This is a genomic window from Desulfobacter sp., assembly GCA_028768545.1.
In the GTDB taxonomy this organism is placed as follows: domain Bacteria; phylum Desulfobacterota; class Desulfobacteria; order Desulfobacterales; family Desulfobacteraceae; genus Desulfobacter.
This window is the reverse complement of sequence record CP054838.1, coordinates 1,494,119-1,507,025: the sequence shown is the minus strand read 5'-3', so window position 1 is coordinate 1,507,025 and position 12,907 is coordinate 1,494,119. Positions and strand designations below refer to the sequence as shown.

Annotated in this window: 12 protein-coding genes and 1 pseudogene; 6 read left to right on the top strand and 7 right to left on the bottom strand. The window is 49.5% G+C overall.

From position 1 onward, the window contains the following. Positions 1 to 61 precede the first annotated feature (61 nt). The 4 genes and pseudogenes from HUN05_07235 to HUN05_07220 all read left to right on the top strand — a co-directional run bounded on the left by HUN05_07235 (position 62) and on the right by HUN05_07220 (position 3,454). Positions 62 to 1,780: pseudogene (locus HUN05_07235) on the top strand (carbon starvation protein A). 152 nt (positions 1,781 to 1,932) lie between these two features. Further along, positions 1,933 to 2,259 (top strand): hypothetical protein, encoded by a 327-nt coding sequence (locus HUN05_07230; protein ID WDP84968.1) that lies wholly within the window; start codon positions 1,933 to 1,935, stop codon positions 2,257 to 2,259. Beyond that, positions 2,256 to 2,549: a hypothetical protein gene (locus HUN05_07225; GenBank protein ID WDP84967.1), complete on the top strand. Its 294-nt coding sequence runs from the start codon at positions 2,256 to 2,258 to the stop codon at positions 2,547 to 2,549. Before HUN05_07230 ends, HUN05_07225 begins: the two co-directional genes overlap by 4 nt. Next, positions 2,546 to 3,454, top strand: coding sequence for an ArsA family ATPase (locus HUN05_07220; protein ID WDP84966.1), 909 nt, complete (start codon positions 2,546 to 2,548; stop codon positions 3,452 to 3,454). The genes HUN05_07225 and HUN05_07220 overlap by 4 nt, the downstream gene beginning before the upstream one ends. Before the next feature lie 31 nt (positions 3,455 to 3,485). Here the strand turns inward: HUN05_07220 and HUN05_07215 are convergent, their stop codons facing one another. From HUN05_07215 to HUN05_07195, 5 genes are read right to left on the bottom strand one after another with little or no spacing between them, the layout of a single operon-like run. Then, positions 3,486 to 4,634, bottom strand: a complete 1,149-nt coding sequence (locus tag HUN05_07215) for a divergent polysaccharide deacetylase family protein (protein WDP84965.1) — start codon at positions 4,632 to 4,634, stop codon at positions 3,486 to 3,488. Then, positions 4,624 to 5,919 (bottom strand): S41 family peptidase, encoded by a 1,296-nt coding sequence (locus tag HUN05_07210; GenBank protein WDP84964.1) that lies wholly within the window; start codon positions 5,917 to 5,919, stop codon positions 4,624 to 4,626. Before HUN05_07210 ends, HUN05_07215 begins: the two co-directional genes overlap by 11 nt. 24 nt (positions 5,920 to 5,943) lie before the next feature. Then, positions 5,944 to 7,455: a peptidoglycan DD-metalloendopeptidase family protein gene (locus tag HUN05_07205; protein ID WDP84963.1), complete on the bottom strand. Its 1,512-nt coding sequence runs from the start codon at positions 7,453 to 7,455 to the stop codon at positions 5,944 to 5,946. Beyond that, positions 7,422 to 8,297, bottom strand: coding sequence for an ABC transporter permease (locus HUN05_07200; protein WDP84962.1), 876 nt, complete (start codon positions 8,295 to 8,297; stop codon positions 7,422 to 7,424). Before HUN05_07200 ends, HUN05_07205 begins: the two co-directional genes overlap by 34 nt. Before the next feature lie 17 nt (positions 8,298 to 8,314). Then, positions 8,315 to 9,013, bottom strand: a complete 699-nt coding sequence (locus HUN05_07195; GenBank protein WDP84961.1) for an ATP-binding cassette domain-containing protein — start codon at positions 9,011 to 9,013, stop codon at positions 8,315 to 8,317. Between the two features lie 226 nt (positions 9,014 to 9,239). On the opposite strand from HUN05_07195, the gene HUN05_07190 reads away from it, so the two are divergent. Next, positions 9,240 to 10,025, top strand: coding sequence for a TatD family hydrolase (locus tag HUN05_07190; GenBank protein ID WDP84960.1), 786 nt, complete (start codon positions 9,240 to 9,242; stop codon positions 10,023 to 10,025). A 210-nt stretch (positions 10,026 to 10,235) separates the two neighbouring features. Here HUN05_07190 and HUN05_07185 read toward each other — a convergent pair whose 3' ends face one another. Both HUN05_07185 and HUN05_07180 read right to left on the bottom strand, forming a co-directional pair. After that, positions 10,236 to 11,429, bottom strand: a complete 1,194-nt coding sequence (locus tag HUN05_07185; protein ID WDP84959.1) for a hypothetical protein — start codon at positions 11,427 to 11,429, stop codon at positions 10,236 to 10,238. A gap of 48 nt (positions 11,430 to 11,477) precedes the next feature. Next, positions 11,478 to 12,329: a MoxR family ATPase gene (locus HUN05_07180; protein ID WDP84958.1), complete on the bottom strand. Its 852-nt coding sequence runs from the start codon at positions 12,327 to 12,329 to the stop codon at positions 11,478 to 11,480. A 292-nt stretch (positions 12,330 to 12,621) separates the two neighbouring features. Between HUN05_07180 and tatA the strand changes: the two genes are divergently transcribed. Then, positions 12,622 to 12,810: a twin-arginine translocase TatA/TatE family subunit gene (tatA, locus tag HUN05_07175; GenBank protein ID WDP84957.1), complete on the top strand. Its 189-nt coding sequence runs from the start codon at positions 12,622 to 12,624 to the stop codon at positions 12,808 to 12,810. The last annotated feature ends 97 nt before the right edge of the window (positions 12,811 to 12,907 follow it).

Sequence of the window (12,907 nt, the reverse complement as noted above, 5' to 3'; positions counted from 1 at the left end):
ACGAGACAAACGGTATTTTACGACAATAACTATTTGCAAATGATGAAAAGGAGATTTTAGAATGAATGCTCTTGTGATTATGGTTGTTGCCTTTATCGGCTACCTTTTGATGTATAATCTGTACGGCAGGTTTATCGGGCAAAAGATATTCAAGCTGTCCAAAACAGCCACGGCTCCCGCAGTTGAACTGGAGGACGGAATTGACTATGTTCCCACCAAAAAAGAGGTCATCTTCGGGCATCATTTTACCTCCATTGCCGGCACAGGCCCCATTGTGGGTCCGGCTGTGGCAATCATCTGGGGCTGGGTTCCGGCCCTGATCTGGGTATTTTTCGGAAGTATTTTCATGGGTGCGGTCCACGATTTCGGCGCCCTGATCATCTCCATGAGAAACCAGGGAAAATCCATTGCCGATTATACGGCCAAATATGTCAACAACAGAACCCGGTTTTTCTTTTTCCTCATTGTCTTTCTTGAACTCTGGATCGTCATTGCCATCTTCGGCCTGGTCATTGCCGTGGTCTTTGCCATGTATCCGGCCTCTGTATTCCCGGTATGGTGCGAAGTGGCCATTGCCCTTTGACTGGGCCATGCCGTGTATAAACAGGGCAAAAGCGTGATGACCTGGTCCATTATTGCCGTTGTCCTCATGTATCTCACCGTATTCATCGGGTATTATATTCCCATAAAAATGCCGGCAGTGGCAGGTATCCCCGCCACAGGCGTCTGGACCATCATCCTTCTGATCTATGCATTTATCGCCTCCACCCTGCCGGTGACCACCCTTCTCCAGCCCAGGGATTTTATCAACTCCCACCAGCTGTTGATTGCCATGGCCCTGCTCATTCTGGGCGTAATTGTCTCTGCCTTGGGCGGCAGCCTTGAAATTGTTGCCCCGGCGGTTCAGACCACCCCTGCCAAGGCACCGCCCATGTGGCCCTTCTTGTTCATCACCATTGCCTGCGGCGCTATTTCAGGGTTTCACTCCCTGGTCTCTTCAGGCACCTCGGCCAAGCGGGTAAGATATGAAACCGACGCCCTCTTTGTCGGGTACGGATCCATGCTCATGGAAGGGGCACTGGCCACCCTGGTCATCATTGCCGTCTCCGCCGGTATCGGCATGGGCTATGTGACCAAAACCGGCGAAACCCTGACCGGGGTTGCCGCCTGGACCACCCATTATTCCTCGTGGGCTGCTGCCGCAGGCCTGGGGTCAAAAGTGGCCGCCTTTGTCAACGGCTCTGCCAACATGATCGCTTCCATAGGCCTTCCCAACGGGGTGGCCGTGGTTATCATGGGGGTTTTTGTGGCCTCGTTTGCAGGCACCACCCTGGATACGGCCACAAGAATCCAGCGGTATATTGTCTCTGAACTTTTTTCCAGTGTTAAGCTCAACTTTTTAACCGGTAAATATATTGCCACCTTTATTGCGGTGCTCACTGCCCTGGCCCTGGCCTTTGCCACGGGTGCCGGCGGAAAAGGCGCACTCAAGCTCTGGCCTTTGTTCGGTGCTGTAAACCAGACCCTGGCAGGACTTGCCCTGATCATTATCACGGTTTATCTTAAAACCAAGGGCGGGATGAAATGGCTGGTTTCAGGCATTCCGGCCGCTTTGATGATGATCATGACCATCTGGGCTCTGGTACTCAACCAGACCAAATTCGGCACCAGTCACAACATGCTCCTCCAGGTGGTAAACGGTCTGATCCTGGGACTGGCCGTCTGGATCTTTGCAGAAGGCATCATTAGACTGATGTCCATGAAATCAGATAACCAATAAAATAGACCCAAAGGGGCAGGGATACTCCCTGCCCCATACTTTTTATGCAGACCCAATTAAAAAAAATATTTTCTTTGTTTCTCCTGCCCGTGCTCGTTCTTTTCCCAGGCCTGTATTTTGCCAGGGAATACGAAATCGTTCAGCCCGGACAATTGGCCCTTGATCCGATCTGGCACTCCCTTCTTTTTATCGGCGCGGCCCTGGCCGGGATTGCCGGTCCTATTTTCATAAGAACCCTTTTTGCCCACAGGGTCAAAGATGCCACCCGGGTTAACCCAAAGGCGTTCATGGCCTTTCAGAAACGCTTGATCCTGGTTGCCGGAATAACCCCGTATTTTGCCCTGGTCGCCCTTGCCTGCGACCTGCCCCAGTTTTATTCAGGGGCCATTGTGCTCATGGCCCTCTATGCCCTGTACTATCATTTTCCCTCCCGAAAACGGATTGAATTTGACCAGAAAATATTCAGGGTAAAAGAATGAAACCCACCCTTTTCCAACGGGCAAAGACCTGGCTTGTCAACCTCTGGACAACGGCAGATGAAGTTGCCAGGCACAAGGCCGTGGAACGGGTGGAAGACGAACTTGAAGAACTTGAATATATATTTGCCCTGCTCTCCCAGGGGGCATTCATCGGCATGCCCTCTCCCCCGGTTCAGATCAGTTTGGATCTTTTACCCGACATGGAAAAGGATCTGATCCTTCTCATGGAACGGGTGGAAACGGCAAATGAACCTTTATCCAGATTATTTTCTGTCTTTGATATCTCATGATGAACACGCCTGAAACCATATTTTTCCTTGGAAAAGGGGGGACTGGAAAATCCACAGCTTCGGTACTCTTTTCCCTGGAGCTTGCCCGAAAAGGCAAGAAAGTACTCTTGGCCTCCTTTGACGATGCCCATAACCTCTCTGATATATTTGAACAATCCCTGTCCCACAAACCCCGCCGCATCAATGCGGGGCTTGAGGTGCTTCAGGTGGACCGGGACAGGGAGATCAAAGCCTATCTTGCCCTCACCACCCAGAAGGTCAAACAAAGCTACGCCTATTTGACCGCATTTAACATGGACAACTACTTTGAGGTGTTAAAATACTCTCCGGGCATGGAGGCCCATGCCCTGGCAACGGCATTCACCGCATTAAAAGAAAAGCACAAGGCCTGTGACTATCTGGTCATTGACATGCCGCCCACAGCCCTGTCCATGCATTTTTTCAATTTGCCGGCCCTCTCCCTGCTCTGGGTGGAGCAATTGGAAAAACTGAGAACGGAAATCAACCAGAGAAAAGAGATTATTTCACGAATTAAATTTGCCGGCAAAGAGATTCAAAGGGACAAGGTTCTGGCCAGGATCCAGGAACTTAAATCCAGCCATTTGGAGTTAAAACAATTTTTCCAAGACAAAAGACTGGCCCGTTTTTTTGCCGTTCACAACGGAGACCGCCTCTCTTTGGCCGAAACCCAACGGATCATCACCCAGCTGACCGGTTTGAACATCAAGCTGGATGCTCTGATATTCAACCACCGCAATGCAAATGATACAGACAACCTCGAGAACCCATACCCCTCTTTTCCAGTCCTGAATCTGCCCTATTCACCCGACCCCCTCATCGGGGTTGAAACCCTGGACCGCTACGCCAGGTCCCAAAATATCTGCTTTTCACCCATATTGCCTTGAGGCTCTTTTAGGACAATACAAAAAAGATTCCTTACCCGGGAATGGCCACAAGGCGGCTTGCCCGTACCACCTGAACCCGGCCCTGGAGTTTGGGCAGTTCAATTTTCAGGGTCTCCAGGGTCGCAGGATAGGGATGACCGATACCGATGGCTGTGCCGTGTTTTTGGGCGGCCTTGACCAGCTTGCCAAATTGCCCTGATATATAGTGTATATCCTGGAAATTATCCAAAAATATATCCCTGTGGGAAAATTTAAGGAAAAACAGCCTTGCTGACGCCTCTCCCTTTGAGTTGGGCGCGGTCCTGGAATCGATAAAAAAGAGATCCTCTTTTTTAAGCACCGTAAAAATCTGGTTCATCTTGTCCGAGTCCGCCGTCATTTTGGACCCCATGTGGTTGTTCACACCGGCCACCCCCGGAACTGCGTCCAGGTCCTTTCTCAGCTGATCCAAAAGCATATCCGGGGACATGGAAGAGAGCAGGGCCCCGGGGCCGGGATTCACCCGGGGATACTGGACAGGTTCCATGGGCAGATGGAGCATGAGTTCAGCCCCCTTTGCCGAAAACCTTTGGGCAAGGATTTTACCAAAAGGGGAAAAGGGAAGCACTGAAAAGGTAATATCCTTGTCCAGATCAAACAGAGACATGGCCAATCCCTTGTCATACCCGATATCATCAATGATGATGGCAATTTTAGGGGTCGTATCAGAGGGGGCCACAGGGGGTTTACGGTCATGTCCAGGGTCCACATCATCAAAGACTTCATAGACAATGGCCGGATCTTGGGGCGGTTTGACTTTTTCCTTGAGGCCTGGGGAGGCACTCTTTTTTTCGGCAGTCCCAGAGGTTGTGACCTGTTCTTTTTTGGGAAACTCAAGGGCCTTGGACGGCCCCTTTGTTGCCGGAACAGATGCCGAGGGCACAAATTCCGGCACAGGCCGGCCGGATTTAAGGAAAATATCCGCGAGCATGGCCGTTGTCATGCAGACGGCAAGAAGAATGGCAATGCCCAGACCCACCTTTTTCAGCTCATGAAAAAGAGTTTTATTTGCCTTGGATATCCCTTTTTTCGGAGCGCTCTTTTTACGGGCCAGGCTCTTTTTTTTAGGGCTTGTCTTTTTTTTAGGGCTTGCCTTTGAAACGGTTTTTTTTCCGGGCCCGATCTTTTTCTTAGCTGCCATTTACTCTATTAAAAATCCCGTAACTGATGAGAATATCAAGGGCGCGTTTGACCTGGGCATCCTGGTTGAGCGTTTCGGCTTCACTGTTTTTCTCTTTTTTAACCTTATTTTTATCTTTACCCGGACTCTCGGGTTTGAGGCTGTTTTTAAGATCTTTCTCTTTCATCATCCGCTCAAATGCGGACTTCTTTTTATCCTTTTTCACCAGGGTGCCCTGGGCCACCTCAATATCCGGTAAAATCCCCTTGGCCTGGATGGAACGGCCGCTGGGGGTATAATACCTTGCAATGGTGTATTTAATGCCAAATCCTTCCTTAAGGGGACGAACCGTCTGTACCGAGCCCTTGCCAAAAGAAGGGGTGCCCAGAATCAAGGCCCGGGAATGATCCTGAAGCGCGCCGGCCACAATTTCCGAGGCAGAGGCAGACCCGCCGTTGATGAGAATCACAATGGGATAGTCCCGAAGGGTCTCGTCGGGATAGGCTGTAAACTCCTGGGTATTTTTCTTTTGTCTTCCCTTGATGGAAACAATAACGCCCTGGTCCAGAAAAAGGTCTGAAATCTTAATGGCCTGGTCCAAAAGACCGCCGGGGTTGTCCCGAAGGTCAATGACCAGCCCCTTGAGCCCGTTTTCCTTTTTTTCAAGTGCCGCTAGCTGTTTTTCAACATCATCAATGGTGTTCATTCGAAAATTGGTGATCCGAAGATATCCGTATCCAGGGGAGAGCACCGCCGACCTGACACTGGTCATGGGAATAAGATCCCTTTTAAGATCAAACTCCAAAGGGGCAGACGCCCCCTCCCGGATCACCGTAATCAGCACTTGTTTATGCCGGGGGCCGCGCATCTTGCTCACCGCCTCCCACAAGGCCATATCCTTGGTGGACTGGCCGTCAATTTTAATAATAATATCCCCGGCATTGATCCCGGCATTGTACGCAGGCGTCCCCTCAATGGGGGAGACCACGGTAAGAATGCCCTCTTTCATGGTAATCACGATACCAATACCTGAAAATTTGCCCTTGGTATCATCCTGTAGATCTCCGAATGCCTCGGGGGGCATAAAAGAAGAATGGGGATCCAGATTGCCCACCATGCCCCGTATGGCATTGTGAATCAGCTCTTCGGCATCCACTTCATCCACATAATTTTTTTCGATCTCTTCCAAAACATCTGAAAACAATTTCAAGGATTTATAGGTCTGTTCATCCGCCGCACCGACACCTGGAGCACCGACCAAAAAAAAGAGCAGAACCAGAACCATCATCCCGGCGCGCCGTATCATTATTGAACATTCACCTCTCATCTATTATGCTCCTTTTTTCAGCCATTTTATGGGATTCACGGGTTTCCCGTGATGACGGACTTCAAAATGAAGGCAGAGGCCTTTAATGGATCCGGTATCCCCTGCCGTTGCAATGACTTCTCCAGTACTCACGCGTTCACCCTTTTTCTTGAACACTTCTTCCACATGGGCATAAAGGGTGTAATAGTTGTCACCATGGTTAATGATGAGCAGGTTGCCATACCCTTTGAGCCACTGGGAGAACATCACCTCTCCTTTAAAAACCGAACGCACGGGTTCTCCCCGTTCCACCTTTATATCAATTCCGCTTTGAAAAGTGAAGGACTTGTAATCTCCCTTTCTGGCAGTGCCATACCTGGAAATAATCTTTCCGCTCACAGGAATGGAAAGCCGGCCCTTCTGCCGGACAAATGAGGTGTCGTCCAAGGCGGCACTGCCCCGCAGACCCATGGAAGAGAGGGTCTGGTCCAGGGCTTTGGCCGAGGCCTCCAATGAGGCAAGGGCGGCCTGGGAGAATTTCTTTTTCCTCTGGATCTCTTTAAGAATCATTGCTTTTTTATGGGATTCTTTTTCCTGAATCCGGATCTGAAGACCAAGCTCCTCTTCTAAAACGGCTTTGGCATCAACCTGTTGTTTAAGATCGTCTTCAAGCCGGGCCAGTTCTTCAAGGTCCCGGGCCTGGTTGTCCAAAAGGGAAAAATCAGAGGCCACCACCGTTTTCAAGGATCTTTGTTTTACAAAAAAATCAAACAATGAAGAGGGGGGGCCTGCCATTTCAAGGCTTCCCATCATGTGCATCCGGTAGAGGGCATTGAGTCTTACCCCGGCATAATTCCGGGTTTCGTCCATGGACAGGCCAAGTTCACGGGTCCTCTCCCGGATGGTCTCAATCTCAGAGCCAAGGTCGGAGGATTCCCGCCTCAAGGTCCTGGCGTTCACCCGGGCCTGATTCAGGGCATAATCAATCTCATTGAGGCCGTCCAAAATTTCCATCTCTTTTTGGGAGAAGGATGCCACTTTTTTTGTTGCTTGTTCTATCTTCCGGGCAATGGCCTTTTTCTGGGCCTGTGTTCGTTCTGGTTGGATTTTCTTTTTTGCCGTTCCAGACCCGCGTTCTGAATTTTCAAGCTGGGGCATGGATTTTTGCAATTTTGGATCCGGTACAACAGGCGCGGATTTTGGTATGGACGGGGCAAGAGAGGTCAAACGGATATAGTGTGGCCGATTTCTCACATATCCTTTTTTTCCCTCATACCGGATCTGCAGCCAGCCCCCGATGCCCCCCTTAACTTCCAGGACATCCACCGCATCGCCCTTGTCCGCCACCACCACCACATCGGCTCCCCTGGCCGGGGCAGATCTGATGTTCAGTTTAAAGGCGGTTATGGTTCCCTGAAAAACGGCTTTATCTGCACCGGCAGCAGGGGTGCCCCATACAAGGCCGGCCAGAAAAAAAAGGCCGGCAGCAAGGAATGCCAGGCTTATTTTAAAATTTGTTTGAGGGATAAAAAGCATCCAAACCAACCTAAAAATGTGCTGGAAAATAAAATCACCCCCAGGGCCTGCCAGGACAAAAACCGGATGTCCACATATACGTAAGAGCCGATATTCTGGGTAATGCCAGAGGAAAGGGTCATATACCCGGCCAAAAGGATCCCCACGCCCATGAGTCCGCCTAAAAATCCCTGAAAAAGCCCTTCCACGTAAAAGGGGGTTTTGATAAACCCTTCGGTGGCCCCCACCAGGCGCATGATTTCAACCTCGGTTCTTCTGGCATAAAAGGCCAGGCGCACGGTGTTGGCCGTTATAAAAAGCGCAATCAGTAAAAACAGGCTGCACATGGCATACCCGGTCATTTTAAAAAGGTTGAATATTTTTAAAAACCGGCCCAGCCAGCCCTGGCCGTATTCCACAGATGCCACCATGTCCAGAGCTTCAATCTTTTCTGCCAGGGCCTTGACCTGATCAAAACTGGAATAGGAGACCATGGTGATCTCAATGGCATGGGGCAGAGGATTGGTTTTCAAACTGGAAAAAAAACCGGTCTTAGACCCCATCTCCTGTTTGAGTCGTTCCAGGGCCTGGGATTTTGAAATAAAGGTGGAAGACTCAATACCGCCCAGGTCCCCGAGCTGTTTTTCAAGACCGATGAGCATCCCGGGGTCAAACCGGGAGTCAAGGTATACCATGGCCCTGCCGCCCTGGTTCCAGGATTCCAGAACCCGGCTGGCGTTTTCAAAAAAGAGCATGAACACGGATACCAATAAGATGGAAAGGGCGATGGTCATGATGGTGATCACATTCAAAAACCGGTTGGACCGTATATCTGCATAGGCTTTGATTAAAAATCGCTTCATGGCAATGGTCTGTTTCCTTAATAAAGCATGGTGGATATTCCTCGAAGTTTCCCCTCTTCAAGGGCAATATTCCGCCCCTGGACACTGGATTCCACCAGCCCCAGGTTATGGCTGGCAATCAAGATGGTGGCCCCGTTTTTATGGTATTCCAAAAGCAGGTCCACGACCAGGCGTGCAGAATGCTCATCCAGGCTTCCTGTGGGTTCATCTGCCAGGATAATGGAGGGTTCGCCCACCACGGCCCGGGCCACGGCCACCCGCTGCTGCTCTCCACCGGACAAGGTAGGAGGCAGGTGGTTGGCCTTTTTTTCCATGCCCGTGGTTCTCAGGACATGCATGACTTTTTTCCGGATATAGGATGGCTTTTCACCGGCCACCTTGAGCACCAAGGCCACATTTTCAAATACAGTCCTGTTGGGAATAAGCTTGAAATCCTGGAATACCATGCCGAAACGGCGTCGCAAAAAAGGCAGCTTGCCCGGCGAAATCCTGGCCAGGTTCATCCCGTCGATCAGAATCTGACCCTCAGAGACCCGTTCTGCCAGGTACAACACTTTTAAAAGGGTTGATTTACCGGCACCTGACGGCCCTGAAACAATGATAAACTCACCCGGTTCAATATCCAGGGAAACATCATCCAATGCCAGTTTGGCCCCATACCGTTTGGTTACGTTGAATAATCTGATTATATTAGCTTTGCCGCCGTCCGCGCTCATATATTCCTAACAGCCTATGATCTTGGGTAATTGACTGAAAAAGAATTTACTGATATAAACCACTTGTGTCAAGGAGTGCTGCAAAACAGTTTTCCTTACAAAGAGCCTTCACTGAACCCGTAACCCGGCTTCTTCCAAACTCAGTGAAGGCTTTAACGCGTAAACCCTGTGGAAGGGGCCGGATAAAACCGCAGGCAGGCAGACCCATAAGCGCTTAGGAAAACCAATGATTCTTTTTGATTCCCATTGCCATATTGACGACAAAAGCTATGACCCGGACCTGGATCAGATGATGGAGAGGGCCGAAAAAGCAGGCGTCCGCGCCATGATGGTGGTTGGGGTTGACCAGGCCACCTCTCTCAAGGCCATAGAAATTGCACAGGCCTATGACCATGTGTTCACCTCGGTGGGGGTTCACCCCCACGATGCCATCCAATGTTCGGGCCAGGTGCTGGACTCTCTCAAAGAACTGGCCCAGACCCGGGATTGTGTAAAGGCATGGGGGGAAACCGGGCTTGACTTTAACAGAATGTTTTCCCCGAAACCCGACCAGGAAGCCTGTTTTTGCGCACAACTGGCCATGGCAGGCAGCTTGGATCTGCCTTTGATTTTCCATGAACGGGATTCAAAGGGACGGTTTTATGAGATTCTCAAATCAGAGGGACCCGCAGCCAGAAGAGGGGTGGTCCATTGTTTTTCCGGTACCAAAGACGAGATGTTCAAATACCTGGATTTAGGCTATTATATCGGCATCACCGGCATACTCACCATATTGAACCGGGGAGCCTATTTAAGACAGATTGCTCCCCTTATCCCGGAAGACCGGATATTGATTGAAACCGATGCCCCCTATCTCACCCCCAAACCCCAGAAAAACAAATTCCGCCGCAACGAGCCTGCCTTTGTGGCATCGGTATTGGAGCGTCTGGCCCAAATCAAGAACACAGACCCAGAGGCCCTTGCCGAAAAAATCTTCAAGAACACCCAGGACCTTTACCAGGTTAAAATTTAAACCCAAAAATTTTTAAATCCCTGACCCAGCCCGCATATTTCACGAATCGATTTTGCTTTAGCTGCAAGGCGCCAAACCGTGAAGCCCTGGTGACTTTGCTGCGAACGGTCTGCAAGGATGCAGATGGGGTAAAATCAATTCGCCCGAAGGGTGACAATTTATAGTCTTGGAATTGTCAATTTCTGATCTTCAGGTTATAAAATATTCAGGCTAGTTTTTTTCCATGAGTTTGACCACGGCTTTTTCAAGTCCGTCCAAAGAGAGTTCATACATGGGAAAAATCTTGGATATGGCTAAAATGGTGTGGGTATACCCCCACATGGACCGGGAGACCGGGTTGAGCCAGACCGTGTGGGAAAAGGTATCGGTCAGAAATTTGAGTTGCTCAATGCTTGACCGGCCGCTGCGTTCCCGGATATGAATGGATCCGTCATGGGCCATGAGTTCATAGGGGGCCATGCTGGCATCTCCCACCACAATCAGCCGGGTATCAGGATCCAGCCTTGAAAAATCCATAACCTTTTTGGGTTTTTTATACCGGGCAGGATCTTCCCAGAGATAGTCGTAAATGGTGTTGTGAAAAAAATAGGTCTTCACCTCTGTAAACTGGGACCGGGCATAATCAAACAAGGTCTGAACCACATGGATATAGGGATCCATGGACCATCCCCCATTGTCTATGGCCAAAATTATTTTCAGCCGGTCTTTCATGGCCCGGTCAAATATCAGCTCGATTTCACCTGCGTTGCGCAGGGTCTCTCGAATGGTTTCATCCACATTGATCACATCTTTAGGGCCTGAAGGGATCATGTGCCGCAGTGTTTTCAAGGCCTCCCCGATCTTGGCCTGGGTCAGGGGGCCATGGGTGGAATAATCCTTGTACCGGCGCTCGTTGGCCACCTTGACCGCAGACTTGCTCCGGGATTCCCCCCCCACCCTCATGCCGCCGGGATGATACCCGGAGTGGCCCACAGGCGAGGTCCCGCCGGTACCGATCCACTTGTTCCCGCCGTCATGACGTCCGTCCTGGTCTTTGAGCCGTTTTTTAAAATATTCGATAAGCTCGTCCGGAGACATATTTTTGAGGGTTTTTTCATCCACGCCCAGGGCATTGGCAATCGTTTTAGGATTTTTAAGCCATTCATCCAGCATGGCCCTTGCCATATCGTCCACTTCAAACCCAGCATCCTCGGGCAGAGGCACCCCGTCAAAATGGTGGGCAAAAACCTGATCATACAGGTCAAAATACCGCTCGCTTTTGACCAGAACAGACCTGGCACAGGTATAAAATTCGTTCAGGCTGTTGATCATCCCCTGGTTCAGCGCTTTTTGCAGGGTCAGAAAAGAGGTGGGAGAGACCGGCACCCCCACATCTTTTAAGGTATAAAAAAAAGATAAAAACATAGCACCCCATCCAATACGGTTTGGTTTTGCATCATTTTTTAAGGCAGCTTAAAAAAGTTTACGCCGGGCCGTCATATTTTTGGCCTGTTCATAATCCGGGCTCTTTTTAAACAACACCCCTAAAAAGGGCATGCTCCCCTTGACCAGGTCTTTGGCATGGAAATCCGGGTCTGCATTCAAGGCCCGTATCCAGTTGATCAACTCCCGTGTGGCCGGTTTTTTCTCAATTCCGTCAATCTCCCTTAAAGAATAAAAGGCGGCAATGGCATTTTCAGCAAGTTTGGTGTCAATGTCCTGGAAATGAACCCGGATGATTTTGCGCATCATCTTGGGATCGGGAAAGGCAATGTGGTGGAAGTTGCACCGGCCCAGAAAAGGATCTGACAAATCCTTTTTGGCATTTGAAGTGATGATGATCACAGGGCGGTTTTGGGCGGAAACCCTCTTGTCGGTTTCAATGATATCAAACTGCATCTGGTCCAGTACATCCAGCATATCATCCTGAAAATCCGTATCTGCCTTGTCAATCTCGTCAATTAACAGCACCGCCCTCTTATCTGAGCAAAAGGCCTGGCCGATCTTGCCCATCTTAATATACTCGTCAATGTCGCTCACATCACGGGAAGAATCCCCGAACCTGGAATCGTTGAGCCGGGTCAGGGTATCATACTGGTAAAGGGCTTCCACCAGCTTCATGCTGGATTTGACATTCAAAATGATCAAAGGCATGTCAAGGGTCTGGGCAATGGCATGGGCCAGCATGGTTTTGCCTGTGCCGGGCTCTCCTTTGAGCAGCAAAGGCATTTCCAATTTCATAGATATATTGACAATTGAGGCAAGTTCCGGATCCAGAACATATTGTTGCGCCCCTTGAAACCGGGCATCAGGGGATTTAGTCATCAGGTCACCATTATGTTGTTTTAGGGTTACAAAGATCTAAACTTTGTTTACGGTTAACAGGCCAGGTTTTTATAGTCAACCCCCATTATAGCAGGATATAAAATTTTTACCTCCTTTTATCTGCCCAAACCTCAGAAAATATCCATTGCAACAGAAATTAAACTACAAAAATGTTATCTTTCTTCACCCCTGGCCATGACGCATAAAGATTGACACCTCCGGGTCGACATGCTAATTAAATTAACTTGATTTATTTTGACGCTAACGCCATGAAACAAATTAGGAGCATAATATGATTGGTGGAATCGGAATGCCTGAACTGATAATTATCCTTGTCATTATCCTGATCATCTTTGGTGCGGGAAAACTCCCTGAAATCGGGGCAGGACTGGGCAAAGGCATTAAAAATTTTAAAAAAGCCACTAAGGAACCTGTGATTGAAGACAAGGAAGACGAACCCGAAAAAATCGAAAAAGATTAAACCTTTTTTCCCCTGCCAATAAAGGGATCTTTTTTTTCAGCCAGGTATAAATTATACCTGGCTGTTCTCTTTTCCCCTGCCCCTGCCACGACCCTGG